At 31.2% G+C, this 25,145-nt stretch carries 32 protein-coding genes; 17 read left to right on the plus strand and 15 right to left on the minus strand.

Annotation, left to right across the window (positions count from 1 at the left end; genetic code table 11):
- Nucleotides 1-36: 36 nt before the first annotated feature.
- The 3 genes from MKX82_RS29240 to MKX82_RS29250 form a co-directional block, all read right to left on the minus strand.
- Nucleotides 37-1,170 (minus strand): hypothetical protein, encoded by a 1,134-nt coding sequence (locus MKX82_RS29240; RefSeq protein ID WP_182102370.1) that lies wholly within the window; start codon nucleotides 1,168-1,170, stop codon nucleotides 37-39.
- A gap of 589 nt (nucleotides 1,171-1,759) precedes the next feature.
- Nucleotides 1,760-2,038, minus strand: coding sequence for a hypothetical protein (locus tag MKX82_RS29245; protein WP_182102371.1), 279 nt, complete (start codon nucleotides 2,036-2,038; stop codon nucleotides 1,760-1,762).
- A complete protein-coding gene (locus tag MKX82_RS29250) occupies nucleotides 2,007-2,309 on the minus strand; it encodes a helix-turn-helix transcriptional regulator (protein WP_182102372.1) in 303 nt (100 codons plus the stop codon). The genes MKX82_RS29245 and MKX82_RS29250 overlap by 32 nt, the downstream gene beginning before the upstream one ends.
- A gap of 117 nt (nucleotides 2,310-2,426) precedes the next feature.
- On the opposite strand from MKX82_RS29250, the gene MKX82_RS29255 reads away from it, so the two are divergent.
- Nucleotides 2,427-2,879, plus strand: coding sequence for a helix-turn-helix domain-containing protein (locus MKX82_RS29255; RefSeq protein ID WP_182102373.1), 453 nt, complete (start codon nucleotides 2,427-2,429; stop codon nucleotides 2,877-2,879).
- 66 nt (nucleotides 2,880-2,945) lie between these two features.
- Here the strand turns inward: MKX82_RS29255 and MKX82_RS29260 are convergent, their stop codons facing one another.
- Genes MKX82_RS29260 through MKX82_RS29270 form a run of 3 tightly spaced genes read right to left on the minus strand, consistent with a single transcriptional unit; the run spans nucleotide 2,946 to nucleotide 5,330 of the window.
- Nucleotides 2,946-3,533 carry a response regulator transcription factor gene (locus MKX82_RS29260; protein WP_182102374.1) on the minus strand — a complete coding sequence of 196 codons (588 nt, stop codon included), beginning with the start codon at nucleotides 3,531-3,533 and terminating at the stop codon, nucleotides 2,946-2,948.
- On the minus strand, nucleotides 3,526-4,902 hold the full coding sequence (locus MKX82_RS29265) for a sensor histidine kinase (protein ID WP_182102375.1): 1,377 nt from the start codon (nucleotides 4,900-4,902) through the stop codon (nucleotides 3,526-3,528). Before MKX82_RS29265 ends, MKX82_RS29260 begins: the two co-directional genes overlap by 8 nt.
- A complete protein-coding gene (locus tag MKX82_RS29270) occupies nucleotides 4,899-5,330 on the minus strand; it encodes a hypothetical protein (protein WP_182102376.1) in 432 nt (143 codons plus the stop codon). The genes MKX82_RS29265 and MKX82_RS29270 overlap by 4 nt, the downstream gene beginning before the upstream one ends.
- A 210-nt stretch (nucleotides 5,331-5,540) precedes the next feature.
- Between MKX82_RS29270 and MKX82_RS29275 the strand changes: the two genes are divergently transcribed.
- Nucleotides 5,541-5,888 carry a helix-turn-helix domain-containing protein gene (locus tag MKX82_RS29275; RefSeq protein WP_182102377.1) on the plus strand — a complete coding sequence of 116 codons (348 nt, stop codon included), beginning with the start codon at nucleotides 5,541-5,543 and terminating at the stop codon, nucleotides 5,886-5,888.
- Between the two features lie 495 nt (nucleotides 5,889-6,383).
- Here the strand turns inward: MKX82_RS29275 and MKX82_RS29280 are convergent, their stop codons facing one another.
- From MKX82_RS29280 to MKX82_RS29290, 3 genes are all read right to left on the minus strand, one after another.
- Nucleotides 6,384-7,580, minus strand: coding sequence for a hypothetical protein (locus MKX82_RS29280; RefSeq protein WP_182102378.1), 1,197 nt, complete (start codon nucleotides 7,578-7,580; stop codon nucleotides 6,384-6,386).
- Between the two features lie 531 nt (nucleotides 7,581-8,111).
- Entirely contained in the window at nucleotides 8,112-8,423 is a 312-nt protein-coding gene (locus tag MKX82_RS29285; RefSeq protein WP_182102379.1) for a hypothetical protein, read from the minus strand.
- Nucleotides 8,416-9,255 (minus strand): ParA family protein, encoded by an 840-nt coding sequence (locus tag MKX82_RS29290; protein WP_182102380.1) that lies wholly within the window; start codon nucleotides 9,253-9,255, stop codon nucleotides 8,416-8,418. The genes MKX82_RS29285 and MKX82_RS29290 overlap by 8 nt, the downstream gene beginning before the upstream one ends.
- A gap of 460 nt (nucleotides 9,256-9,715) precedes the next feature.
- Between MKX82_RS29290 and MKX82_RS29295 the strand changes: the two genes are divergently transcribed.
- Genes MKX82_RS29295 through MKX82_RS29310 form a run of 4 tightly spaced genes read left to right on the plus strand, consistent with a single transcriptional unit; the run spans nucleotide 9,716 to nucleotide 12,193 of the window.
- On the plus strand, nucleotides 9,716-10,867 hold the full coding sequence (locus MKX82_RS29295; RefSeq protein WP_182102381.1) for a ParM/StbA family protein: 1,152 nt from the start codon (nucleotides 9,716-9,718) through the stop codon (nucleotides 10,865-10,867).
- A gap of 54 nt (nucleotides 10,868-10,921) precedes the next feature.
- Complete coding sequence (locus tag MKX82_RS29300) at nucleotides 10,922-11,347, plus strand: hypothetical protein (protein ID WP_182102382.1); 426 nt, start codon at nucleotides 10,922-10,924, stop codon at nucleotides 11,345-11,347.
- 38 nt (nucleotides 11,348-11,385) lie between these two features.
- A complete protein-coding gene (locus tag MKX82_RS29305) occupies nucleotides 11,386-11,550 on the plus strand; it encodes an antitoxin VbhA family protein (protein ID WP_182102383.1) in 165 nt (54 codons plus the stop codon).
- Nucleotides 11,543-12,193, plus strand: a complete 651-nt coding sequence (locus tag MKX82_RS29310) for a Fic/DOC family protein (protein WP_182102384.1) — start codon at nucleotides 11,543-11,545, stop codon at nucleotides 12,191-12,193. The genes MKX82_RS29305 and MKX82_RS29310 overlap by 8 nt, the downstream gene beginning before the upstream one ends.
- A 296-nt stretch (nucleotides 12,194-12,489) precedes the next feature.
- Here the strand turns inward: MKX82_RS29310 and MKX82_RS29315 are convergent, their stop codons facing one another.
- Complete coding sequence (locus tag MKX82_RS29315; protein ID WP_182102385.1) at nucleotides 12,490-12,741, minus strand: hypothetical protein; 252 nt, start codon at nucleotides 12,739-12,741, stop codon at nucleotides 12,490-12,492.
- Entirely contained in the window at nucleotides 12,722-12,970 is a 249-nt protein-coding gene (locus MKX82_RS29320; RefSeq protein ID WP_182102386.1) for a hypothetical protein, read from the minus strand. Before MKX82_RS29320 ends, MKX82_RS29315 begins: the two co-directional genes overlap by 20 nt.
- 261 nt (nucleotides 12,971-13,231) lie before the next feature.
- Between MKX82_RS29320 and mobQ the strand changes: the two genes are divergently transcribed.
- The 4 genes from mobQ to MKX82_RS29340 all read left to right on the plus strand — a co-directional run bounded on the left by mobQ (nucleotide 13,232) and on the right by MKX82_RS29340 (nucleotide 18,060).
- The gene (mobQ, locus tag MKX82_RS29325) at nucleotides 13,232-15,295 is read left to right on the plus strand and encodes a MobQ family relaxase (protein WP_182102387.1); all 2,064 of its coding nucleotides are present in this window, start codon (nucleotides 13,232-13,234) and stop codon (nucleotides 15,293-15,295) included.
- 31 nt (nucleotides 15,296-15,326) lie between these two features.
- Nucleotides 15,327-16,841 carry an ArdC-like ssDNA-binding domain-containing protein gene (locus tag MKX82_RS29330; RefSeq protein ID WP_182102388.1) on the plus strand — a complete coding sequence of 505 codons (1,515 nt, stop codon included), beginning with the start codon at nucleotides 15,327-15,329 and terminating at the stop codon, nucleotides 16,839-16,841.
- A gap of 27 nt (nucleotides 16,842-16,868) precedes the next feature.
- Nucleotides 16,869-17,054, plus strand: coding sequence for a hypothetical protein (locus MKX82_RS29335; protein WP_182102389.1), 186 nt, complete (start codon nucleotides 16,869-16,871; stop codon nucleotides 17,052-17,054).
- Nucleotides 17,055-17,697: 643 nt separating this feature from the next.
- Entirely contained in the window at nucleotides 17,698-18,060 is a 363-nt protein-coding gene (locus tag MKX82_RS29340; RefSeq protein ID WP_182102390.1) for a hypothetical protein, read from the plus strand.
- Nucleotides 18,061-18,074: 14 nt separating this feature from the next.
- Here the strand turns inward: MKX82_RS29340 and MKX82_RS29345 are convergent, their stop codons facing one another.
- The 4 genes from MKX82_RS29345 to MKX82_RS29360 form a co-directional block, all read right to left on the minus strand.
- Nucleotides 18,075-18,911, minus strand: coding sequence for an ATP-dependent DNA ligase (locus tag MKX82_RS29345; RefSeq protein ID WP_182102410.1), 837 nt, complete (start codon nucleotides 18,909-18,911; stop codon nucleotides 18,075-18,077).
- A 171-nt stretch (nucleotides 18,912-19,082) separates the two neighbouring features.
- A complete protein-coding gene (locus MKX82_RS29350; protein WP_341082258.1) occupies nucleotides 19,083-19,325 on the minus strand; it encodes a hypothetical protein in 243 nt (80 codons plus the stop codon).
- Between the two features lie 204 nt (nucleotides 19,326-19,529).
- Nucleotides 19,530-20,090, minus strand: coding sequence for a hypothetical protein (locus MKX82_RS29355; RefSeq protein WP_341082259.1), 561 nt, complete (start codon nucleotides 20,088-20,090; stop codon nucleotides 19,530-19,532).
- Nucleotides 20,091-20,501: 411 nt separating this feature from the next.
- Complete coding sequence (locus MKX82_RS29360) at nucleotides 20,502-20,765, minus strand: hypothetical protein (protein ID WP_182102392.1); 264 nt, start codon at nucleotides 20,763-20,765, stop codon at nucleotides 20,502-20,504.
- Between the two features lie 1,048 nt (nucleotides 20,766-21,813).
- Between MKX82_RS29360 and MKX82_RS29365 the strand changes: the two genes are divergently transcribed.
- From MKX82_RS29365 to MKX82_RS29395, 7 genes are all read left to right on the plus strand, one after another.
- Nucleotides 21,814-22,089, plus strand: a complete 276-nt coding sequence (locus MKX82_RS29365; RefSeq protein WP_182102393.1) for a hypothetical protein — start codon at nucleotides 21,814-21,816, stop codon at nucleotides 22,087-22,089.
- Between the two features lie 558 nt (nucleotides 22,090-22,647).
- Entirely contained in the window at nucleotides 22,648-22,905 is a 258-nt protein-coding gene (locus MKX82_RS29370) for a hypothetical protein (protein ID WP_182102394.1), read from the plus strand.
- 36 nt (nucleotides 22,906-22,941) lie between these two features.
- Nucleotides 22,942-23,196: a hypothetical protein gene (locus tag MKX82_RS29375; protein ID WP_341082260.1), complete on the plus strand. Its 255-nt coding sequence runs from the start codon at nucleotides 22,942-22,944 to the stop codon at nucleotides 23,194-23,196.
- Nucleotides 23,196-23,609: a hypothetical protein gene (locus MKX82_RS29380; protein WP_182102396.1), complete on the plus strand. Its 414-nt coding sequence runs from the start codon at nucleotides 23,196-23,198 to the stop codon at nucleotides 23,607-23,609. The genes MKX82_RS29375 and MKX82_RS29380 overlap by 1 nt, the downstream gene beginning before the upstream one ends.
- 96 nt (nucleotides 23,610-23,705) lie before the next feature.
- The gene (locus MKX82_RS29385; protein ID WP_182102397.1) at nucleotides 23,706-24,107 is read left to right on the plus strand and encodes a hypothetical protein; all 402 of its coding nucleotides are present in this window, start codon (nucleotides 23,706-23,708) and stop codon (nucleotides 24,105-24,107) included.
- Nucleotides 24,104-24,478: a hypothetical protein gene (locus MKX82_RS29390; protein WP_182102398.1), complete on the plus strand. Its 375-nt coding sequence runs from the start codon at nucleotides 24,104-24,106 to the stop codon at nucleotides 24,476-24,478. The genes MKX82_RS29385 and MKX82_RS29390 overlap by 4 nt, the downstream gene beginning before the upstream one ends.
- The gene (locus tag MKX82_RS29395; protein WP_182102399.1) at nucleotides 24,475-24,735 is read left to right on the plus strand and encodes a hypothetical protein; all 261 of its coding nucleotides are present in this window, start codon (nucleotides 24,475-24,477) and stop codon (nucleotides 24,733-24,735) included. The genes MKX82_RS29390 and MKX82_RS29395 overlap by 4 nt, the downstream gene beginning before the upstream one ends.
- The last annotated feature ends 410 nt before the right edge of the window (nucleotides 24,736-25,145 follow it).

The raw sequence follows: 25,145 nt of genomic DNA on the forward strand, positions 1-25,145 counted from the left end.
AGCAACTATATATTAGTTACTAGACTTTTTTCTTTATTACCAGCCGCCCCACTCAAAAGTTCCTTTTTCATAAGTCGATGAACCTTGTTCTGCAGTTTTACCATTACCAGTAGGATCAATTGTTCCTTCCCCTGTCTTCTCAACATTTGAAACTTTTCCAGTGTTATTAGAAGAAGCAGAACCACTAGACTTACTGGAAGAACTAGATTTATTTGTAGAACTGCTATTTGACTTGCTAGTACTACTTGAACCATTTGACTTATTTGAAGTCGCTGAATTGTTTGAGGTAGCAGTTGTTTTATTGCTTGATCCAGTTGAAGAACTACCACCACTTGTCGAACCAGTAGAACTACTATATGTAGCACTTGAGCTTGGCTTACTTGCCCCACCTGAGCTTGAGCTATTTGAGCTTGAGCTTGAGTTAGAAACTGAACTTGCACTTGAGCTTGAGCTTACACTAGTTGTAGAAGAAGTATTGTTAGAAGAAACTGTAGAAGTTTCTTTAGCAGCAATTGCCTCAGCTTCTTTTCGTTTAGCTTCTTCTGTTTTAGCAACTAGCTTTTCATTTACAGTCTTCAATTGTTTAGTAAGATCACTTTGCTTTTCATCATTCTTCACTTTTGCAACAAGTTTGGATGCAGAATCATAATCCTTTTCCTTCAATGTCTTTTCTGCTTCTTTCACTTTTTTAGATGCCTCATTAATTGTAGCTAATTGCTTACTAGCCTCATCTAATTGCTTTGTTAATGAACTATAAATTGCTTCATTCCAATCTTTAACCAAGCTTACCTTCTCAGAAACTGTTTTAACTTGTTTTTCAGAAGCTTTCTCAACAACCACTCCATTCTTTAGGATGCTGGAAACTTCTGATTGAATATTGGATATCTCTTCGGCATTACTAATCTCTTTTGATAGAAGGGATTTTTCATCTGAATCTCCTACCTTCTTAACCGCATCCTCAGCAGCTTTCAACTTACTTTCAAGGCCAGAAGCTAAAGCTGTTCTATCGCTGTTATAAAGAGCTTTTACAGCATTCTCAGCCTTCTCGACTGTCTGAATTCTTTGTTGCTCTAGTTGAGCAGCTTCAACTTTCTCATTATAAGCATAAGCACCTGTTCCTACGGCAAGTAATGAAATTGTTATTGCAGTTGCGAGTACCTTTTTTTTCATTATTTACCAACACCTCCTCAATTTTATTATCGTTCTTTATTAACAACTGTTAAGGATTAATTAAAGGAAAATCTAATTTGTTTCATACGTTATCATGTTTACAATTCATTTTTACTATATCGGAGGTCGCATAATAGCAACCTCCGTTAATTTTATAAAAACGCTATTGCGAGTATATTCATATTCATTCGAGAACAAGGGTTTATTACTTGATATCGTCCTACCGATAGCAATAAACAATCTTCTCCCCATTTTTGTTGGTTTTTGGCTTGTTCCAACAACCTTACCAATAGTTAATATTACTGGACGTTTTATTAGGTTTTGGCTTGTCCTAACAACCTTACGATTAAACATCGACGTGTTTTTTGCTGGATTTTGGCATGTTCCAACAACCTTACGATTAATAGTGTTTAATATTAACCGATGCAGTCAATTTGTGGATTTTTAGCAGTTCCCCCACTAACTCAAGTAAGTCGTATAGTACTCGAATATGACCATTTCCATCGAGACCACGCATATTTTATTTTCAAGGATCATTGGTGCAAATAAATAAATTGCACACATCATAACGTATTTTTAACAGTTTGTATTAAATAACTTTTGCTTTTGCTCTTGCTTTTGTTGAATTAAAGTATAATTCTTTTCTTCTATTTGTACGTTTAGCTATAATATTTCCACTAATGTTTCTTACAGTTCTTATGTCATAATAGATATCTTCAAGCCTTTTAATTTCATCCGTTTCCATATTTTTAACCATTAAGTTTGACTTTAATATGTAAACTTCTTTGCCAAAAGTTCGAACAGTTACCCGATTGACATAAGGTAAAAAATGAAATCTACACATTTTCACTAATACTACCTTGTTCACCGAACACATCACCTTTCATACAATTTTCTTGATAGTCTAAAATAACTTCCTCTTGTATAAAAATTTCTTCAACTTTAATATTTAAAGCCCTAGAAAGTTTCATAACAATAGAATGACTAGGATTTTTTCGGTTTCCTGTTTCAATATGAGAAATTGTAGGTTGTGGCACACCCGACACTTCAGATAATTTAAATTGGGTCCAGCCTTTTCCTAGTCTTAGATCCCTTAATCTACTAATGGTATTCACCTCCTTATGTATATAATATTCCATTTGTAATATTTATGTCAATAATAAAATTATTTCATTTGGAATATTTCATTGAACAAATTATAATCACATATTTTTTTTGATATTATTATCATAATTAGGTATTTGTGAGGGACGTATATGAATGAATTTAACGAAGAATTAGGGAGAAATATATATAATTTTAGAAAAGCTATTAATATGTCTTCAACAATGCTTGCAGAACTGTCTGAAACATCCCAAAGTAATATTAGTAAAATAGAAAATGGATTAACTACAGTAAATATACAACTATTAATAAAGATATGTGAGGCAATGGGAATTACTCTTTATGATGTACTTCCAAATACCCCACCCCCAAAATCTTTAGAAATCAATTCTGTTGATCCTAAAAAGACACAGCTATTCAATCTAATTGAACGCATGTCAGAGAGTGAAATAGAACTCATTTTTACTTTTGTATTAACTTTTCTCAAAATAGATATAGCTCCAGCATTAAATAATATTTATTCTCTCGCAAAAAAATTCGAAACCCTTAGTGATAAAGAACGTGAATACATAATTACTTTCTTTAATTCCATTACGAATAAGTGATTATAGTAAAATCTTACTAGATATAGTTCTTTTTGGGGAGGGTTAAAATATTACCCCCCCCTTTTTTCATGAAACAGAATCATTAAGTTTCTTCTTAATAATTTGTAATTGCTTCTTAATTGTTTCTGTGGATTTAACTAATTTTTGAGCTATCTGACTACGTGTAAATCCTTTTATTTTCAGCCTATAGACTTCACTTTCTATTGGCGTTAGCACTCTTGTTTTACGCTCTAGCTTTAATTCATTCATAATGACATTAAATATATCTGGTCTTATATTCACTTTATTTAAATGGGCTTCTCTAATTACGTTAGGAATCTCTTTATAGGAACTTTTACTTATAAAATTAATCGCTCCATTATCAAAAGCCTTCAAAATTACAGCTGGATCTTCCCATGAAGTTAGCATGATAACTTTATCTATTCCTTTTTCCTTCAAATGCTTAACTACTTCTAAACCACTAAAATCTTCTTTTTTAGATAAAGAAATATCTAAAAGAGCAACATCTATATTAGAGCAATCTATATTTAAAGCTTCTTCTTTAGAGTATGCTTTTTTATTAACAGTTAAGTCTTCTTCAGCCTCGATATAATTCGCTATACCCTTCATCCAAACAGGATCATCTTCTACTAACATTAATTGTATTTTATCCATAAGTTATTTCCCCTGATAATTTATTTATTGAATTCTTTTTAGGCCATACTTTTAAAATTCTCTTTTTAGGTAGTAATAATTTTATGGTTGTACCTAAATTAAGTTGGCTTTCTATCTCTATATCTCCCCCATGTTTAGCCAGGACGTTATAGCAGTAAGTTAAACCAAGACCATAGTTTCCCACTTCTTTTTTTGTACTGTAGAAAGGTTCTATTATCTTAGTAAGATTCTCTTTCTCGATTCCTTTGCCATCATCTGAAAATTCAATACAGAGATTTTTTTTATATTGATAAACTTTTATTAACATTGTTCCATTCTTATTCATAGCTTCAATGGCATTTTTCATGATATTTAAACATGTTTCTTCAAGATGAATAAAATCACCATAAACTTCAAAATCAGCTTCCAGATTTTTTATCACTTTCACGCAAAAAAGGTGAGGTTTCATTAAATCTATAGATGATTGAATTAAATGGCTTATTAGGAACTTAGATTCTTTAAGTTGCATTATGTCTAGCTTTCCTTGTATTCGGCTAGTTAACTCCATCATATGATTTGTGGACTTTAATATTAGATCAACGTTTTCTATAGCATCCTTTGAAACATTTTCTTTTAATTCATTTGTTAATAAATCAATCTTACCTATTTCATTTTTGATTGTATGATTTAGTAAGGTTGTTCCTGATGTTACAGCTTGCATAGTGGAACTTAACCTTTGTTTTTCGAACTTTATTTTCACTCCTAAAAAACCGTACCTGCTGCCAAAATAAATGAAAAATAGAAACTCCGTAATCATAATCAAAGGATTTAGCTGCCACCCTCCCCTAACACCAAATGCTGGAAGAATTACATTAGTAAGCATTACAAAAATAAATAAAGGAATAACAATAATGCATGTAATAATTTTATGATTTTTAATGGTTTTCCTTTTCTCTCTAAAGGCAGCGAATGTTAATAGGACGCAGGTTATTAATATATAAGGAATAATCCAAATTGCAATAAGTGGAAAGTTCGTCTCGAATACTGGATATAAAGAAAATGAAAATATTGGAGTATATGCAAGTATAGTTGGTATAACTAATATGATTTTCGAAACAAATTTCATTTTCTTACTTTTAATCGCATCCGAATATAACAATCCGAATATCAAAATGGTATAAGGTGTCCAAAAGTGACCGATAGATGTTGAAATACTATCCATTATGATTAACCATTCTGGACGATCTGCTCCCTTTCCTAGAACAATCCCTAAGCCTCCAAATCCTTCACAAAATCCTATATAGCTCCCCCACCTTGTTTTATCCTGTTTTATATTTACAAGCAATAAAATGAAGGCCATAAGCCAGGATAACAAAACAAAGGATATCATCTGATTACACCACTTAGCTTACGCTGATCAGGTTTTTCTTTAGTTTCTTTATTCTTGTTGTTAGTGGGATTATTCAATATAGAATACGTTTGTATTTTTTTGCTTGAATCATTTATAAAGGCAGCACTGTAATAGTTGAGATTGTTTAGGACCCAAATATCAATGTAAATAAACTGTTTCAAGGCTAGTGAATCCTTAGCAGTGGTAATTGGATTAGTTTGTATAAAATTCTTTACAGAACTTAAATAGGAGTGAGCTGGAGTCTTTTTTCTGTGATAAGAAAGTGGAAGTGTAAACATATGTTGTCCTATAACCAATATTCGATCATGATAAATCTCGGTTAACTTCGAGTAAGCATTTATTTGTTTTTCGATAGTTAGTATTTGATTTACTTTTATAGCTTCGTAACTCTTTTTATTTGAAAACATGGTGTATCCTCCTTTATCAAATTACCGAATAATCATTACTAAAATAACTCAATTATAGGAATAATTACCCGTGTATATTATACCATCAGAAATAGGAATATCCATTCCTTTTTTATAGATAAATGCTTATATTAAGCTCGTTTTTAAATAAAAATGTAGATGTTATAAGCATGATGTAAAAAAAAACTGTAAAAATTATATACTAGTTTTATGAAAACATTAGGCGATCGTTTAAGAGAATTAAGAAAAGGAAGACGTTTAACGCAGACCGAACTTGCTAGCCAGCTGCATCTAACAAGGCACCAAATCAGTACATATGAAAATGATCAAGTATTGCCAAGTTTAGAAGTAATAATTAACTACTGTAAGTTTTTTAATGCTAGGGTGGATTTCTTATTAGATATAGATAATGATTTTGAACATGCTGATTTAGAGCAGCAGGTTATTAACCAGATTATAAAATCTTCTAATAGGTTATCTTCAAGTCAAAGGAAAAACTATTTGAATCAGGTTAGGTTATACGCTATTTTTTTGGAGAGACATAAAGAAAATTTGTAACAAGTAAGATATATATTTATATTTATTTGTAAACACAAACGTTTAAGGAACAATAATATATAAAGAATCAATAATAATAAGAAATTCAATTAATAATAAAAAAACAAATAAATATAAGGGGAAAATAATAAAAGGCTGAAACCTATATACACCAAGGGTTTCAGCCTTTTATTATTTCTATTAAAATACTATATTCACAGTTCACACATAATTTGAAATACAATATTCAGTTCACACATATTCTGAAATACAATACTCTAAATTTCAGATAACTAGAAATACAGTTAATGAATTTTAGATGTTTTGAAATACAGTTTAAATACACTATACTTTCCCCTTGTTTTATACAATTGCCTTAATACCTGGTTATTGAAACCTGTATTCTTATATTCTATTAAAGAAAATATAAATGATTCTTATTAAATTGCATGACAAAAAGCCCTCCCTATTTGAAAATTTTGAAAAGGCTACAGGTAGTTATTCGATTTTTTAAAATTACTTATTAGCGTTCTGTGGTGTTAAAAAGTCAGGGTAGGTACCATATGTTTTATTGTAAGCATGGCCTATCTCAATAACGTCAGACTCGTCCATATATTTTTCTTTAAAATTGAACAATGCTTTTGTAAATTGACTGTTTGCAAATCTACCAATAGATTTAATAGATTTTAATTGCCCTTTAATATGTAATTCCTCCAGCGTGTCTGCAACTGACGAAATAGTGAAGCCTAACATATCTTTAGATAAGTTAACAACTTCAAAATGAACAGAATAGTTGACCATTCTACTTATAGATTTTTCTATGTCTATTTTATCTCTGAATTTCAAAGGAATTTTAGCGTTTTTAATTCTAGCTGACATTTCCTTTTTCCAAGTAGCAAATGTCTTCCTTTGACTTTTTTCATCAATTTTCTTATAACATGCGCTGTTTAGAGTGAAATTGAACTTTTCTATACACACTTGTACAAATTCTCTTCTTCTGTTCATACGATCTTTAGATGGAGTTTTAAGCGTTTTATCTACTGGAATAAAAGAAAATACATTATTGATTATAGATAAGAAATTCCTTACTCTTTTTGCTGTTGTGTTTAAAGTCTTTTTTAGATAAGACATAGTTCTATCACCTTTAACAAGCTCTACATCTTCAACCAATCTACGGTTAGTCCCAATTTGCCTTTGGAAAAATTCACACAACTTAAGTAAAAGGATTGGTCCTTTGTGATAACGTTGTTTTATCAGTTGACCGAAAACTTTCTCCTTAAATAGGGCTAATGGGATATGGAAATATGTTGATCTATCAGGATTTTTACTAGCGATTAACTGATTATACTTAGCAAAATCAACTATTTCATAATGCATCCCAAATTCTGTATATACTTCTTGGATATATTTTCTTTCTATCAATTTATCAAATGCCTTTTTAACTGTTTCGTATGTAAGGGAATGCTCAGAAGCAATGTTAGAGATACAAAGAAGTTTACGATCACTTACATCTGGATCTTTTGTAAAAGAACGGATTTCTCCCATTTCATCAGTATATAGGTGAAGTATCATGTACAAAGAGATTTCAGATGTTGTTATTGGATGGTCTGTCACCTGTGAATCCAATTCAATTTTTTCTAAGTGTTTCTTGAAAAATTTAATGCCTTCGATGGTGAAGTTTTGAGGTTTGACTGGTTGTGTTAACACTGACATTTTCTTTGCTCCTTTTAGTACAACAAAAAAGACGATGTTCCCTTATGTATAAAAGGAAAACATCGTCTTTTTATGTCAGAAAATGGCACACAAAATAGACTGAAAAACGGGAAATAGCTTTGACTTTCTTCTTATATTCAGTTAAAATACTGATATATAAGTTTTAAAAAAATGATGTCAAAAACGACTTCCTGTCAGTGTTTTCCCTAGTGGTATTAGGGGAAACCGTCTAAGAGTGTGGGGACACTACTTAGATGGCGGGGGTCTTTTTTATTGTCGTTCGATTTATTTGTGATTAGTATAGCAATAATAACCAGCCGTTGCAATATGCGAACTTAGGCTAGAAGTGTATATACACCGCAGTTTATGGGTGTATTTTTTAGTATGTATGTATGCATGTATGCGTGTATACTTATATAAAACCCTTGCATGTATTGATATAGCAAGGGTTTTATATATCTATTTTACATACATGTATGCAAGTATGCAAGTATGTATGTATATGTTTGTGGTTGAAATTTATTTAAAAATTTATTTTTTTTTGGAATAAATTTTTAAAAGAGTGTCGTAATCTTTCTTTTTATCTTTGGACAAAGTAGTTTCATGTTGAGTTAACACTACATCTAAAACTTGATCAATGGAGTCCTTTTCTAATAACGACATAAGGGCTTTTAATTTATCTCTATTCTTTGTCGTTAATCTTATTGAAGTAGTCTTTTCTTTTACAATTTCATCTTTTTTATTTTGCTCAGGAACAAATATGTTATTAGGGTTGAAAGTCCCCTTTGGAGGCTGATTTTCAATTCTATCTATCTTTTTATTTTTATTAAGTAAATCAGACATATAATTCTGTCTCCTTCTCAATTCGTTTTAAAAATTCTTCGGTCACTTCTTCATACAATTCTATAATTCTCTTATCATGAATATCTGCTTTTATATCTTTATCTGGATCAACAATACCTATCATGTCGTACCTTTTTAGTCTCTCCATATTTTTAACTATTGTTTTAAATATATTTTTTTCTCCAAACTTCTCTTTAGCATTTTCCAGAGTATTCATATCTACAGCAGCATTGTTCTTTAAAAGTACTGGAAGAATACCTAATATATCAAATTGAGCATTATAATTATCAATTAATTCCTGTAGGTATTTTATATAAGATTCAGCTCCAACCAAGGATCTCTCCTGTGTTTGTAAAACAATCACAGTATAATCACTAGCCATTAGAGCTGTATCCGTATATATAGATAGTGTTGGTGGAACATCAATTAAAATGAAGTCAAATTCTTGCTTAAGTGGTTCTAATAGATAAGCTATTGATTTCGTTCTATCTACCAGGCTATCAGGGTGCTTTTTCTCTAAGAACAAGGGTAATGTTGAATAATCAGCATAACTAGGCAATAAATAAAGGTTATCTGTAATTTCGGTAATTACCTGGTGTAGATTTTCTTCTGCTACAGCTGCCATAAGTGTCTTGTCGATTTCTACTTTTGATTCAGGATTTAATCTAGCTTTTGTTTTTAGATATAGATCAGTTGCGTTTGCCTGAGGATCTTGATCAAGTACAAGAACTCGATAGCCTTTTTTCGCTAAAATATAACCAATCATAGTACAGTTAGTAGTTTTTCCAGTTCCACCTTTGAAATTAGCAAAGGTAATGGTTTTCGCTCGCATATATATCCTCCTTTTATGTAATTTCTATATTTGAATACATATATACAATTATACGAACATGCATGCATACAAGTATGCGTTCTTTCCTATTAGTATACTTTTATCAAACCTATCTTGTAAACATAGATTGATAAAAGGTAACAATGTTCTACAATTTTCATTTTGAAATCTTCCCTTTAAACTTTTTATATAGAAAATATATTTTATTTATATTAAAAGAATATATTAGTTATATAATTTGATATTGTATATTGTATTTACATAGCTAGTCCTTAATTAAAAGAATATAACTGTTATATAAAAAATATATAAAAAGAACTTAGGTAAATAGTTTGTCGAATTTTTATATATTTTGTATTAAAAAATTATATAAAAAGTATATAAAAATTATTTACTTTTTAATAAAAATAGGTTATTATATATATAAGGTTAATAAAACAATATATGAGGTGAACGGAATATGAAATTGATCGTTGGTAAGGATATAGGGAATGCTAAAACTGAAATTACATATGAAGTAAAAGGAAAAGAGACTTCTGTAAGACAGCCTTCAGTTATCTCTTATTTACCTAGAACACCAGAATCAAATGATCAGCCTGTTAATCAAATAATGGACAACCTATTAGACAATCTTGTTGTTAATATTTCTTCTCCATCAATAAAAAGAAATGGTGATTACTATGTAGGTAAGAAAGCAATGCAACACGATGGAATCAAAACAAACATGATGATTAGCTTAGGTGGTAAGTCTACACATGATCTACCAATTATTACTTCATTAGCTTTAATTGCAGCTATTGGAGTAAAAGAAGAATATGAGAAAAATGGAGAATTACCAGAAAGCTTATCTATGGAAATACAATCAGCAACAGCTATTCCTTCGTCTGAATACACTCGACAAAATGCTAAAATTTTGGAAGATAGATTTAAAAATAAACATATAGTTACTTTATACATCGGTGATAGCCAGGTGTTAGTTTCTATAAAATTCACTGACTGTAAAGTTACTGAAGAAGGAAAAACATCTATGTTAGCCTTTTTAAATAGTGATGAAGATATATTGAAAGATTATAATGAAACCTACAAAGAAAATAAAAAGCCATCTGACTTTACAAAGGCTAAATCTCTTCATACAGATATAGGAGACGGAACCTCTGAATTAACTGTTATTGAAGGAGTTAATCCAGTACAAGGATTAAGTAAGGGGAAAAGACTTGGAGTAGGTCATGCGTCGGATTTAGCAATTAGACTTTTGCGAGAGCAAATAAATATTAGCGACAAATTCACAAGACAGCAGCTGCAAGATTGGCTTGAACGTGATAACGAAAAGGGTGAGATTGCAAGAGATTTGATGAAAGAAGCAACATATGGACAAGCTCAATCTCTTCTAGAAGAAATACAATTAGCTTATCAAGAGTTAGCGTCATCGGATGTTGATTATGCATTTGTTCATGGTGGTGGAAGCGTAACATTTAAAGATGATTTACGTGAAGAATTAATGAGTTTTGCTGAAAGTAACCATTTTAGAGTAGTGTGGATTCCTAAAGAATTTGCAACAAATATGAACTCTCGTGGAACTTTCTACTTAGCAAAAGCTTTATATACTAAATAAAACTAAAAGGGGTCAGCCTGGCCCCTTCTTATTAGTTTTTAGGAGTGTGGTTTTATGTCTAACAATAATGAAGAAATAAAATTAAAAGAAACTTTTCTAATAAATATAAAATCTAGAAATGATGAGAAGAAATTAAAATTTAGTAAATGGCTCCAGGCACAAAGCAACCCACAAAATAGTTTTTTATCATTAATAGAACATTGTATTGATCGTTTTGGTTATGAAGATGTAACAGATCATGAAATTGCAAAAAAGTTACATACAGAAATACTTTACTTTAATAATCAGAAGATATCTGAGGTAACAGAAAAGTCAGAGCAGGTTATTAAATCGCAAAATGAAACAAAAACTAATCATATTGAAGAAGAATTGAAAAATAATAATTTCGTTAATGAAGTTGAAAATAATGGTGTTGTTAATAAGGAAGAACCAACAAAAAATAAAAATGAAAAACCTGAAATTGACTTAACATCATTTTAATTATCTTCTAAACTTAATTTTTAAGGAGTGCATCTTTTATGAAAAATAATAATGTGAACGGCATTGAATCAGTAAAAGCATCATTAGGCATGGAAGGATTAAAGTTATCTAAAGAACAAGAACAACTAATAATTGATAGTGTGGAAGGGAAAATTTCCGAAGAAGAATTTAACAAAAGAGCAAGGGAATTAGCTAATGGCTAAATATAAAAGTCAATCAATTCATGAATACGAAGGTTCAAATGTATTAATAAATAAATTTGATGAGAGAGATCCAGAAAAATTAAATCAATTAGAAGCACTATATACTGGTAGAAGAATGTTGCAGCTGCAAAACAAACCAATGTATGGTGCATTTGGTTTGAAACATCTACAAAAAATACATAAATTTATTTTTCAAGATATATATCCTTTTGCTGGAGAACTTCGCCAAGAACAAATTGAAAAGGGAACTACACCTTTCGCCCATCCATTGCACCTTGATGAGAATGCAAGAAGTTTATTTAAGGATTTAAAAAATGAAAAGTTTCTAAAAGGTTTAGATAAAGAAAAGTTTAGTGAACGAGCTTCTCATTATTTAACTGAAATAAATATACTGCATCCATTTCGTGAAGGAAATGGTAGAACACAACGTGAATTTTTAAGAACTTTAGGATTAAAAAATGGATTTGAAATAGATTGGTCACGTATGGATGAGAATGAGATGCTGCAAGCCTCAATAAAGTCTGTCTTTCGTGATAATCAATTTGTTGATATTTTTAAACAAGTCATTGTTAATGATGAACCTAGTTTAGAATTGATAAAGGAATTTAATTCTTTATCCAAAAAGAACGAATTAGAATTATAAAATTTAATGGATGATCAGAAATAAGATATAGTTTCATTTCAATTAATAAACAATTCTTGTTATTATAATTGGAATTGTGAAAGTAATGTATAAAAATAATTAAATAAAATGGTTTTGAAATGATACTTTTGATTGTTTTTTGTTTATTTATAATATTGATTAGTATGTTAGGTGTTATAAGTAGAGCAATACATATGAAATTTAAAATAAATATCTTTGACCTTAATTCATAAAACTACCTACTCAATAATTTAAAGATGAAAGATAAGAAATAAAAAGAGAAGGAATGAATAATATCATTTCTTCTCTTTTTTGTGTTTTTCTAACTTGTTCGATTTTACATATAAAGAAAATTGAGAAAAAATTTCTTCAATATCGTGAAGATCATTCTCAGATAGATCAAAGTATTTTTCTGAGAGTGCGCCAATCTGTATTAATCTTCTGGTGCGTTTCTTTCTGTTCTCTTTACTTAAAGAATGTTCAAATATTTTCTTTTCTCTTTCTAACTTTTTAATTTGAGAATCTATTTTACTGAGCTGATTGTCCATTGTTTACATCACTCGCAGAATCACTTGATAATGAATCTTTTGTTAGTAATTCAAGTGTATCCATAAAGGAATATATCTCATCAAGTGATTTGTTTTCCAAATTGAATTTCTCAAGAAACTTTTTTCCAGTACTTCTCTCTAGTTTGGTGATTTCTCTTTTCTTTTTGTCTTGTAGCTTCTTAATTTGTTCGTCAATTGAAAGTATTTTTGATTGTGTATTTTGCGACATTTTAAATCTCCTTAATATATTTTCTATAATCTTATCAAATTTCCTTTTATGCTTCAAATACTATCGAAAAGATTTAAGCTAATTATTGTGAGAATAGCTACATAGTGGTAAAATATATCCATAACGAAGTGACAATGGCGCACTTATACACTCTATCGAGTGTGTGCTAAAATCTGTGAGAACTACGTTCTCTCAGGATTTTCGTCAGGCGTGTTTGTTAAAATTCGCTTCGCTCATGTTTTATAGAAAGGAGATTCCTCAATGGCTATTTATCATTTTAGTGGACAGATTATGAGCAGAATATCTAAACACACTGGAAAACCTAAAAGTCCTTTAGCAGCTGCTGCATATCGTTCAGGAGAAAAGTTAACTGATGAAATAGATAATCAGGAATTCTTCTATAAACGTGATGTTGCGCCTGTCACTCATATTCTTTCACCAAATAATGCTCCTGAATGGACTTCTAATCGTGAAAGATTATGGAACGAAGTTAATAAAATTGAGAAAAATTACAATGCTCAATTTGCGAGAGAATTTAATGTTGCTCTACCAGTTGAGCTTTCAAATAAGCAACAAGAGAAATTGACTTTAGATTTCTGTCAAACAGCTTTTGTTGATCGTGGAATGGTTGCAGATATAGCGATACATAGAGATGATAAAAATAATCCTCACTTTCATGTAATGTTAACAGTTAGACCTTTTAATGAAGATGGATCTTGGGGAATTAAAGCGAAAAGAGAATATAAGTTTGATCAGTCTGGTAATCACATTTTAGATAAAAAAGGAAAGAAAGCATTTAATAAAATTGAAACTACTGATTGGAATAATAAAGATGTTTTTAATTCTTGGAGGAAAATGTGGGCTGATAAAGCGAATAAATATTTAAATGAAAATGGAGTTAAAGAAACTATTTCCCACCTTTCAAATGAAGATCGTGGTATTGAGCAAATGCCAACAATTCATGAAGGTTACGTTGCAAGAAAAATGGAGAAAAACGGACAAAGATCTGAACGTGTTTCCTTTAATAAAGAAGTGAAAAAATACAATAAAACAATTTCAGATTTACAGAAATTCAAAGCAAAAAAGGAGCAATTAAGTTATCAAGATAAATTTGTTAGAAAGTTCTCTCCGATGGAAAAAAAGCATCTTAGTGATATTGCAAAAGAATTAAAGATGTTTGTAAACTTTAAAACAATAAACGAGAGAAAAGAACAGCTCAAAGATTGGAAAAAGTCCATTCAATTTACTAAAGATAATGAAAAGAAATTGAGCCAATTATCTCAGATTGAAAAACAAGAGAATTTGATTTTCACTGCTGAAGAAATCTTTAATTCTGAAAGTACAAGATTTTTACAACAATATTATCCAACATGGGATGTCGATAGTTTTAATCTAGATGAAAAAATTTCAATTGTAGAAAGAACAATTGAAAATAAAATGTTACTGTCTGACGATGAATTGGATGAAATTGAATATGAAGTAACTTCAGATAAATTACTATCAGAAATCAACAGTTTAATCCACAATAGATATGCATTTGTTCTAACCATTAATAACAAGTTAGAAGAATTAATTCATTCTAGAAATTCTTTGGAAAAGCAATTAAATATTTCACCAAGTCAATTTGAAAAATCATTAAAAGAAGCAGCATTAAAACATCCACAAGAGATTGAAAAGTGGAAACTTATTATGAATAATACAAAAGAATTATTTACAGCTCGTGACTTAATAAATGATTTTTATAACTTGGAAATCAATAAGTGGTATCCTTCTGTCAATGTTGAAAAATTATCACTCGAAGAGAAAGAAATTTTAGTTGTCGGTACAGAGTATTTTGAAAAACCTATAACATTAGATTCTATTCATAATCTACAGCGTTATACAACTGAGGAGCAAACATTACTAATCAAATTATTGACTAGTGGTGAATCTGGAAGTGCAGAAAATATTTATAACATGTTCCCTAACTTCCAAGTGAATAATCCTCGTTACCTAATGTTATTTAAAGATGAGTGTTTAAGAAATATTAATGAATTACCGAAAAATGAAGCGAAAAAATTAAAAGAAATCAATCCGACTAAATTAGCTGAAGATGAGATTAGTAATAGCCCGCTTATTAAAGACTTGGATACGAGCATGAACGAAGAAATTGACAATTATAACACGAATAATTCAATTTCATTTATTCCTTCAGGTGTTACGAGTGGATTGTTCCAAGGTATTTTAGAAAAGAGAAACTTTGCATCTAAACAACAATTTGAGGATGATTTGAAATCTAAGAAAACCAAGAAGAAAAATATTCATAGATCTGGCCCATCACTATAGGTTCAATGAATAAATATTGGAGTGATACTAGTTGGCGAAAAGTAATTTCAAACGAAAATCTTATGAAGAAAGACAAGCCGAGATACAAGCGAATTACGATAAGTTAATGAACGGAGTTAAAAATGCAGCTGCAAGTCCTGAAGATTATATGCAATATTTAAACTTTGCTAGTAAGTTTCCAAAAAGATCTGTACGAAATCAAATGTTAATTTACTTGCAAAAGCCTGATGCTCATTTGGTTGCTGGTATGAAAACTTGGAACAAGTTTGGACGGCAAGTTGTAAAAGGATCTAAGGCAATTCAAATTTATGCTCCCATTAAAGTTAAAGAAAAAGAAATAGATAAAAAAACAAACAAGGAAGTGGAAAAAACTGTTCTTAAAGGATTTAAGATGGTTAATGTTTTTGATGTGAACGATACAAAAGGAGTACCATTACCACTTAATCCATTAGTACCTGAAAACGTAAAAGAAAGTGAGTTTGCAGAAAAAACGTATGAGCATGTTGTAAATGAATTACAAAAAGAGCTTCCTATAGAATTAGACGATAGATATTCAGATACTAGTAATGGTTATTACAATCGCTTAGAACATAAAATTGTGATAAATGCCAATGAACATCGTGATATTACAAATCAATATAAAACACTGATCCATGAATACGCTCACTCTATATTTCATAATGAAACAGGAAAATATAAAGGTTACGACAAGGACTCTAAAGAAGTACAGGCGGAAAGTGTTGCTTATTTAGTAACGAAGAGCTTCGGTATGGATACAAGTGATTATAGCTTTGCTTATATAAAAGGATGGGCTTTAGGTAAGGATGAAGAACTGCTACTTGCTTATCAGGTAGACATTCAAAAGGAAAGCGCAGGGATTATAAAGAAAATCGAGGATGTAATAATAGAAAGAAATATCACCTTTAATGTTCCAGCAGTTTTAGATAGTAATACTACTTCAGTTGAAGAAGGTGAACAGCAGCTATCATTAATCAAATATGGAGATACATATACGATAGCTAAAGGTGAATACAAGGATAGTTCTTTAAATAGCATAGAAGGACTTAAAAAACTTGGAGTGTCATTTGAAAGTCGGGGAGCAGCAGAAATAGCTTTTGAAATAATGAAAGGGCATATACCGTTACAGAGCGCTGAAAAGATTGGTAATGGAAAAGGGAAGATTCATGTATTTCAAAGAAATTTAGTTGATCCTACAGATCAATTAGAGAAAACAATGTATTTTGTAGGTGTTCCAAGTTTTATAAATATAAAAGCATTGACTGCTCTTACACCAGATAAAGAAATAGCTATGTCCAACTTAAGTAGGATGATATCAACAAGTGTGGGTATAGGTGAAAACGAAAAAATACAAAAGAATTTATCAACTAGAGACCTTGATAAGGATGGTCTGACGGATCTTCAAGAAATTAGAACAGGTAGTGATCCGACCAATCCTGATACAAATAATGATGGGATACCTGATAATCGAGATATCCATCCCCACAGCGTGAAGAAAAATCAGCTAGATTTAGAGTTATCCCTTTAATAGTATATAAACCAAGGAGTGTATAAATTGAGAAAGTATTATTTATATGAAATTGAAGCAGATGAAAAACCTGTCTACAACATCGGAGAATGGGAAAATGAAAATCATCTCACTCAGGACTCCAAAATAGCCCGAGAAACGCTTGTTGTTGCATATGGTGAATTAGAAGATGGAAAGTACATAGAACTTTATGAGAAGTCTCCAGTAGCTTGAGAACAGTGGTTTGTAAAATATAAAACAAAAAGTGTTAGGGATTAATCCCTAACACTTTTTTTACAATGCCCTAAATTTATATGCCGAATCAAGGGTTACCGACCCCTTTTTGTTAGCCGTTAAACAGGGATAACGACTTCCTTTTTATCAGTCGCTCAGGAAGTAGCGACACACTTAATTATGTATCTTATTATAGTTTCTAAAATTAATATATTCAAATCGTTATACTTTGCAAGATATATAAACAAAATCCTTTTATTTATTGCTGGCTGCTTTTTTATTCTTTAGGGTAATTCCTCCGTACTTTTTTTCACTACGCATTATCATTTTCTTTGCTAATAACTGAGCCTCTTCTTTCGACATTTTCATACTTAATTTCCCCTCTCCACTTCATTTGTATAAGTATGAACAAATTCTGAATTTTTTAAACAATCCTCCCTCTACTTAAAATATATCTAGTACATTTAGACAGTGTCCTAAGCTTTATCGAACAAAAAGGGGGGAATCAAGGTGGTAATGTAAGTTAAAAACGCACGATAAAATAGTGTATTTTTCGACTCCTTGAGAAAGAACGTTTGTTCTGTTATATTGTTCTTAGAAAGCCTCAATAAGGTACTTTATTTTTTATCAGGAAGTGGGAGTAATGACGAAGATTTTAGAAGAACACAGGGTAATACTGGAGCATTCCATTTATTTACCGCTTGTTTTATCAGTACTGGAATATGATCGTAAAGTAACCGAAAGATCACCCTTTAAAATTAAAAGGGTTTATTTAAACCTAATTGAGTTTACCATGCAGAAGGTACAAAAGGATCTAAAGGCAGTTCGAGATAAAATGCGGAAGCTTAATATGAAAACAGTACCTGGCAACAATGATGGAGTTTTTACGGAGTACGAGTTCTATTATAAGGGTTACCATGAGCAGCATCGTTATTTCAATGCTAATTTAAGAAACAACACTGAAAAGCTACTTAAATATTATTTTAAAAAGGATATCACTAAATAAAAAGCACATTGCTACTATGCAATGTGCTCACCCCAACTATAGAAAGAAGGAATTCTTAATAATCCCTGTGAAGTTAGGTTTCTATATTTAACTATACATGGTATAGGGCTTTTTAAGGAGTAAAACTTATCATTATCAGTATCTTTGCTCCTGTCAATATTTTTATAAAGTATAGACCGCTCCGCTCCAGATACAAATTCCATAACTCCTGCATACCTTCCATCTTTAAAAGTTAAAACAGCTCCAAATTTTTCTTTTCTTATTTTGGTTATAAAAACTGGTTCATATTTATAGTTAATTACTTTTAGCCAGGCATCAGAGCGCTTATTCTTACTATAACGGCTGTCTGCCTTTTTAATAACAATACCCTCAAGATCATTCTCAACTACCTGAGTGAAGTAATCCTCCGCTCTTCCCTCTAAGTAAGGAACTGGAAATATGGTTGTATTTCCATTAGGTAAAATGTTTTTTAGCATTTGTTTCCTCTCTGATAAAGGAAGGTTCATGATATCAACATTATTGCAATAGAGTATATCAAAAACACCATACTGAATGGGATTTTTGTTTTTGGAAGACATAAAGCGTTCCATAATTGACTCGAAACAAGGAACTCCGTCCTTTGTTACAATTACTTCTCCATCTAAAATAGTACCATCTGGAATAGGGAAATTAGTCAGCTCCTGAAAAGTTGAAGTGCATTCATTCCCGTGCCTAGTATATAAACGGATCTTCCCACTAAACTTTGTAAGTAGGAGCCTAATTCCATCTAGTTTAAGTTCTGTATAGTAATCTTGATTATTTTTATATTCAACCGTTTGTAAATCTCCAACGGTAATTCGCTCTAATAACATTGGGCTAATAAACAATAATATTCACCTCATTTTAATGATATTCTTTTAAAACGATAAATTCATTATGAGGTAGGTTCCAAGACAGGGAGAATTAACCTTGCATGTTTTCCTTTAATAGAAAAAGGATTGCTGCTGCAATCCTTTTTTGTTAGCTATTTATTTAAAATAATATTAACTCTTGTTTAGGATACTTTGAATATTTTTTTGAATTTCTTGTTCTCTTTTATTCTTTTCATCAATTTCAAGTTTTTGTTCCAAAATATATATTATTGCAGCGTATACAGTATCGTAGTTTTCCAAACATTCTTGTTCTGAAAGTTCATGAATACCCTTGCTTAATATACTGTATAGAGATTTATTACTTACTAGGAACTTAGGTAAATAATCTTTAAGATATTCAATTTTCTCAGCCATACGTAAGTTTTTGAAATCCTCACTATTATCAGTTGGATTTTCTGTTAGAAGAATATCATATTGACCGTATATTAAACGCTCAAAGATTCTACGCAGATAAACAAAAGAACCAATTCCGATGCCGTGAGATTTTAAGCCAGTTGAAGTATTTAGTTCTCTTATGATTTGTTTGTTCTGTTTTCCTTTTAATATTGATTTATATCTTTAAGAAGAATTATCAAATTCCCTTATGGAAGGACTTTGGCCAATCTTTGTTAAATAACCTTTCTTATCTAGCGCAAATATAATATTGAATTTATGCTGCTCTTTCGCAGTACAATTTAATTCAATATTTAAAATACCATTTCTATCAAACAATAGATCTCTAACAGCTTTATATCTTTCATCAAATACAGTTTCAGCGTGATTTACGTTAGCCTCATGAAGTTCTGAACTGTTAATATTATCGGATGATAAAATAGGATTTCTGATTGCCTCAGGAATCTCTATTGAGCTTTTATAAACAATCGGAACTGATTTATCGCAGAAGGGACAATAATGAAAGTTATTGATTTCTTCATTTAAAAAAATACTTTTCATTGCTTGGAAATCTCTATTTTCCAAAAAATGTGTTAGGGTAAACACACCTATGAGTTCACCATCACCGTAAATGGCTTCGTTTTCATCTTCTATTTCGAACTCTGTATTAATTAGAATTTTGTTGTATAAAGGAAAGTCTAACAGTAATGAATATTCATCACCTATAAATTCATGTAATCTTTTCATAAATATCCGTCCTTAAGTTGAATTTAAAATATATAAAAAGCTTATTAATTATGATGAATTGGTATATATTAACACATTAGATTGAAATGAATACAACTACGCTTAAAATGTAATTTTATCAAGAAAAACAATGAAAAAGGCGAACATAAACACCATAAACAACATTAAATTGAACTTACCTTATGAAATCTAATCATTGAAAGGGCAACGGAAGTCTGATATAGTTTACTCAAGAAAACTAAAAATTGTATAACAGTATTACCACTTACATATTTGGTAATATCTGTAAGTGTTATTAGTATAAATAATATATAATTATCTATACTAGACTACTAAGAGTAAAAAAGCACATTCGTTGGAGCGAATGCGCTTTAAAACAAACATCGATACCAAAACACTTGTTAAAATGATTTACACGTTTGGGCTGTCATTGTCTGTGTTTTTGGATTTTTTCTTAATTTCAGCGTTGGAGCGCTGAAATTTATGAATTGTCCAATAAAGGGCACAGACTAAAACCCAAACAGTCGACCAGTTGCTAAAAACATACCGTATCACTCCTAAAAGTGTCGGCTCAATTGCCCCCGAAATAAAACCATTAGCAATATGTTCTATGCTACCAGGTAGTTCGTTCACAATGAGTGAGTTTAATAATTCATTCATTAAATCATTTTTCAAGTTCTCACCTCCCCAAGAAAAGGAAGAGAAGAGTAGTAGTTAGCAATTAATGAATTCCAACCATTGAACAGTCGATAAACTTTCAATAATTAACATCAGTCCCCCCATTTTGAATTTCACAAAACCCTTATGTATGAAGACTCTAAGCTAGTATTTAAAACCTATTAAACGGGTTTTTGGGACTAGAGTCAATAGAGTCTCTTTGAATTTTTTTGTCAACCAAATTACTCCAATTTTAACGAATTTCGATTTGAATTTACTCTAAAAAAATGCAAAAAGTCTGATGAGAGTAGTCCTCATAAGACTTTTTTTATACGAAAATATATTCTATTTATCTACCTTTCATTAAATAACTTTATAAATAGTTTACGAGAAGATGCCAAATTTTTTATCTATTTTGGTGTCTTTTTCTTTTTTTCAGTGCGAATTTAGTTTCATACGGGGGTATTATTATTTGCTGAATAAATGTCCCAATTTTAATTTTACTTCGCTAAATAAGTATGTAGGGCACCTTTAATTGCTGTGCAAAATTATTTTCAACTTATGGACCATTAGTAGGATTTTTTATTTTTTTTAGAAATTGTTTAAATTTCCGCCTACTAATTTCACTTTATATATATAGAAGGACTTTTTTGTCCAGAAACAAGAACAACTTGCAAGTATTAGGATGAAAGGGTTAGAAATTAAAAGTAATTCGCAATATTTTTCTATCTAAAAATTTTTATCGCTTAAATGACCCACAATTGAACTTCTTTCACTATAACTTCTTTGTAATAAGGTTATGTCACAGTTTTACTTTTTCACTCTAATAGCAGATGTATACAACTGTATCTTTATAAGCATTGTTGTGACTATTAGGTGGATAAAAAAATTTTAGAAGATTAGGGATTTTTTTTAAAAGGTCTCGGCTTATATTAGGTAGTTAACTTTTTCGATTTAATTGCTTATAAGTTACCGAAGGCAATTTTATCCTTTAATGAATGTCACAATATCATTAATTATTGCAGGTTGTACTATTGAACACTAAAAAATATGGAGGTTTACCAAAATGAAAAATACTTTACAATCAATCAATGAACTATTGCATGAGATAAGCAGGAGGAAAGAAGATCCTCTTCTTAGCAGCCTGTATAAAGCTAACATCCTAGATGATCTTTATTCAGATGCTCTTTATATTAAAATCACACTAGAAGGCAATTCTTTAAATGGACAGGTATTAAAAGATCTTCAGATTCATATGAAGCATATTTTATCTATTATCCAGGAAGATTGCTTTTCTCCCTTCTTCCACTTAACAGCAGATATAGAAAGATTATTAGAATAAGTGCTTTATTTGGGCGGCAGCACTGACTACTGAATAACCAGCTACCTCCCTTTGGTCCGCATCTGCTAACCAGTAGTAGGTGTCGCTACGGCACTAAAAAGCTCGCTAACCACGGACTGTACGGCTTTCGCCTACATTCCGTAGGTTCCAGATCTTTTTGCCTTTCAGGCCGCACCGTACGAGCCGAAAACCATCAAAACATAAAGAAACGTAAAACCAAAGGATAGCAGGCTAACGCCTGCTTTTTTATTTGAGTCATTTTTCCCCTTTTGCCTTCCGTATGGTATTGATTCGCAAGGCCACTAAGGCTGCAACAGGCAGGGCACCCGAACCTTCCCTGCTGCAGCCTAAGTGGCCGAGGAAATAGGTCAAGGGGACAAAAACTTTTTCGTTTAAGGGCAAAATCGGAACAAAAAACTTTCTGTCTTTAACCCTTGACCCATTCCCTATGCGATCAATTCATACTCCATGTCAAAACGGGAAAAATAATTCCCTTTTAGGGAACAGCCTTCCATACGGAAGACAAAAGAAAAATGAAATTCAAAGGAGCAAAATCAAATGATTCTTAAAAACTTACAAAATCAAATAATAAAAAATGTAAAAGCTCATGTGGAAAACAGTAAAATCTTTAATTTTGAGGGACTTGAGTTTAGGCACTATGATAATGGAATTTTTAAGTTTTTAAGCTTTGAAAAGGAAATGAGAATTAAAACTATGATTAAGTTTGATCCTTATAATGGTCAAGTTTCTGCAGTATTTGAAGATAATAGAGAAACTTCTTGGCTTATTGGAGAAATCACAGAATTGCAAAACTAAAGGAAAGGAAGATCCTTTCCTTCTCAAAATAAATTATTGGGGGATTTAGATATGCCGTACAAATGGGAAAAAGAAAGTTTGCAAAAATATGGAGAACAAGTAACTCAAAATTTAATTGCTGGACAAAGAAGATATGAAGAACAGCATAAGGATAATGATTGTAAACACTGTGGGAAAGGAAATGAAGGAGCAATTATCGAGTGGGGGAATGGCAACCCTTTTATTATGCACTATGGATTGTGGAGCAATGGCCGATGTGAATTTTGTGGTAGATATTCGGGGGCGAATTAATGAATAACAATAACAATAACATAACTATTTACGGATATATAAATAAGCTGAAACAAATTAAACAAGGAGAATTTGATGGAGTCGTAAGCGCCTTTTATAAGGTGCCTTACGACTGGATGGAAAACATAGTACTTTGTTTAGGATACAAATCCATTAATGAATTTTTGGACACATATACATATGACAATACAGATGAAATTATTGATTTTGCTATTGAAGATAGGATGCTGATTGAATGCGGTGCTGAAGAAAAGTTCCTTGAGACGATGGCAGAATGGTGTCCTCATTGTTGCGCTGAAGTAGAACTTCCAATGATTTTTAAAAAACATATTTGTCCTAATTGCAAATTTGAAATTATACCGTGTGCTCAATGTGAAAAACAAAATTGTGGCCATTGCCCTTTAGCTTCTTAACTCATATACTCATATACTTGTATGCAAGCATATAAGTATATGAGTATACATTAACACTGAAAATCTTATCTTATAACAAAAGGAGAATCATAAATAATGAATTCAAAACAAGCCTATTTACTAGCCAATGAAGGTACTTACATTACAGTGACTATGAATAGTGGGGAAGTTATTAGTGGAAACGCAGACCATATTAGCAAGTATTATGACTTCATCATCCTAATTGATGAATTTGGTTACGAATATGAATTAGAACTAAATGAAATCAAAAGCTATTATCCAGCGATTAAACTCTACACTAATAAAGCTGGAGTAGAGACAATGGAAGAAAACACATACACATTTTATGCGTGGGAACATAACTCAAAATCCTACGCTACTCAAGTAGAGAGAAATATTGTACAGGGCAACATTGCTATCTTAGTTCCAAAACGCAATGCAAATGCACACCAGCATCAGCAAGGTGTATATCAATGTAAAGGAGGGAAACTAGCATGACAGTACAATATTTCCAATCAAAAGGCTGTATTGTAGCTACCTATGCACCTAATCAGGTAGTAGCACATGTTCCACACAGTCTATACGCTTCAGCTAAACAATACCTTTACATGCAGGAGATTTCACATTCAGTCCATGTTAATCCTGATTACGATTCTATAGTGCTGTTCATCTTTGAAGGCAATTTAGATATACCAGAATGGGATTTACAATGTGATTCCCTCCATTATAAAAATTACTTGTATTTACTCGATTACAAAGAACTTTGGATAGACGATGGAAAGAGCCAACCTAAACTTGTGGCAATGGATTTATTACCTAATTTACTTCGTAGTTCGTTAGAAAAAGCGCTAAAGGAGTGGTACATATGAAAAACCTATATTCCATTACAGACTTATTTCAAGATCTGCAGGTGGTTGTCGATTATAACTATTGCCAACTAGAAAAAGTAGACGGCGACCAAAGTAACGCTAATATAATAACCCTATTCGATGAAGAAGAAGGTGTATCTATATTTGACCCTTTCTTGTGTACTACCTTGATGAATAAAGTAGATCCTTTGACATACGGCAGAGAAAATCTTGAACAGATGATAAGTGAATACAGACTATTATTAGTATCCAAATGACCAAATAAAATCCTTTCTGTCTATAAGAAAGGATTTTATTTTAATGATTTCAGTAGATCATAAAATAGATCAATAATAAAAAAGGAAGAAACGAGAAATGGCTAAAAGGCAGCCATTTCCCGTTTCTTCATATTTAAATTCCCCACCCACCCCCCTTAAAACCAACTATTGGCCCCTGTTCATCCTCACTATAGCTCAGTCGTCATTCCAGGCAAGGGAGCGAAAAAAATTTTATTTCTGGTTAAACTCCGCTCTAATCGTGGTTTGACCTGGTGCGTCTCTTTCAAGGTGTGATGAAAAAGCATATCACACCTTTCCGTTCCTCCCATCTCAACCACGTTAAGGTTTTGGTCGTTCTTTGACCTGGTGCGTCCCTTCAGTCCTCCCATCCCAAGAACGAATTCAAAACT

It is taken from the genome of Niallia sp. FSL R7-0271 (assembly GCF_038005785.1).
In the GTDB taxonomy this organism is placed as follows: Bacteria; Bacillota; Bacilli; order Bacillales; family Cytobacillaceae; genus Niallia.

Coding starts and splice junctions, on each gene's coding strand:
- MKX82_RS29385 (WP_182102397.1), top strand. CDS start 23,706: ATGAATTCAAAACAAGCCTATTTACTAGCCAATGAAGGTACTTACATT.
- MKX82_RS29390 (WP_182102398.1), top strand. CDS start 24,104: ATGACAGTACAATATTTCCAATCAAAAGGCTGTATTGTAGCTACCTAT.
- MKX82_RS29285 (WP_182102379.1), bottom strand. CDS start 8,423: ATGTCTGATTTACTTAATAAAAATAAAAAGATAGATAGAATTGAAAAT.
- MKX82_RS29365 (WP_182102393.1), top strand. CDS start 21,814: ATGAAAAATACTTTACAATCAATCAATGAACTATTGCATGAGATAAGC.
- MKX82_RS29290 (WP_182102380.1), bottom strand. CDS start 9,255: ATGCGAGCGAAAACCATTACCTTTGCTAATTTCAAAGGTGGAACTGGA.
- MKX82_RS29240 (WP_182102370.1), bottom strand. CDS start 1,170: ATGAAAAAAAAGGTACTCGCAACTGCAATAACAATTTCATTACTTGCC.
- MKX82_RS29280 (WP_182102378.1), bottom strand. CDS start 7,580: ATGTCAGTGTTAACACAACCAGTCAAACCTCAAAACTTCACCATCGAA.
- MKX82_RS29315 (WP_182102385.1), bottom strand. CDS start 12,741: ATGGACAATCAGCTCAGTAAAATAGATTCTCAAATTAAAAAGTTAGAA.
- MKX82_RS29265 (WP_182102375.1), bottom strand. CDS start 4,902: ATGATATCCTTTGTTTTGTTATCCTGGCTTATGGCCTTCATTTTATTG.
- MKX82_RS29250 (WP_182102372.1), bottom strand. CDS start 2,309: ATGGAATATTATATACATAAGGAGGTGAATACCATTAGTAGATTAAGG.
- MKX82_RS29350 (WP_341082258.1), bottom strand. CDS start 19,325: ATGGCTGAGAAAATTGAATATCTTAAAGATTATTTACCTAAGTTCCTA.
- MKX82_RS29370 (WP_182102394.1), top strand. CDS start 22,648: ATGATTCTTAAAAACTTACAAAATCAAATAATAAAAAATGTAAAAGCT.
- MKX82_RS29395 (WP_182102399.1), top strand. CDS start 24,475: ATGAAAAACCTATATTCCATTACAGACTTATTTCAAGATCTGCAGGTG.
- MKX82_RS29260 (WP_182102374.1), bottom strand. CDS start 3,533: ATGGATAAAATACAATTAATGTTAGTAGAAGATGATCCTGTTTGGATG.
- MKX82_RS29300 (WP_182102382.1), top strand. CDS start 10,922: ATGTCTAACAATAATGAAGAAATAAAATTAAAAGAAACTTTTCTAATA.
- MKX82_RS29340 (WP_182102390.1), top strand. CDS start 17,698: ATGACGAAGATTTTAGAAGAACACAGGGTAATACTGGAGCATTCCATT.
- mobQ (WP_182102387.1), top strand. CDS start 13,232: ATGGCTATTTATCATTTTAGTGGACAGATTATGAGCAGAATATCTAAA.
- MKX82_RS29345 (WP_182102410.1), bottom strand. CDS start 18,911: ATGTTATTAGAGCGAATTACCGTTGGAGATTTACAAACGGTTGAATAT.
- MKX82_RS29310 (WP_182102384.1), top strand. CDS start 11,543: ATGGCTAAATATAAAAGTCAATCAATTCATGAATACGAAGGTTCAAAT.
- MKX82_RS29270 (WP_182102376.1), bottom strand. CDS start 5,330: ATGTTTTCAAATAAAAAGAGTTACGAAGCTATAAAAGTAAATCAAATA.
- MKX82_RS29295 (WP_182102381.1), top strand. CDS start 9,716: ATGAAATTGATCGTTGGTAAGGATATAGGGAATGCTAAAACTGAAATT.
- MKX82_RS29320 (WP_182102386.1), bottom strand. CDS start 12,970: ATGTCGCAAAATACACAATCAAAAATACTTTCAATTGACGAACAAATT.
- MKX82_RS29275 (WP_182102377.1), top strand. CDS start 5,541: ATGAAAACATTAGGCGATCGTTTAAGAGAATTAAGAAAAGGAAGACGT.
- MKX82_RS29255 (WP_182102373.1), top strand. CDS start 2,427: ATGAATGAATTTAACGAAGAATTAGGGAGAAATATATATAATTTTAGA.
- MKX82_RS29305 (WP_182102383.1), top strand. CDS start 11,386: ATGAAAAATAATAATGTGAACGGCATTGAATCAGTAAAAGCATCATTA.
- MKX82_RS29355 (WP_341082259.1), bottom strand. CDS start 20,090: ATGAAAAGATTACATGAATTTATAGGTGATGAATATTCATTACTGTTA.
- MKX82_RS29380 (WP_182102396.1), top strand. CDS start 23,196: ATGAATAACAATAACAATAACATAACTATTTACGGATATATAAATAAG.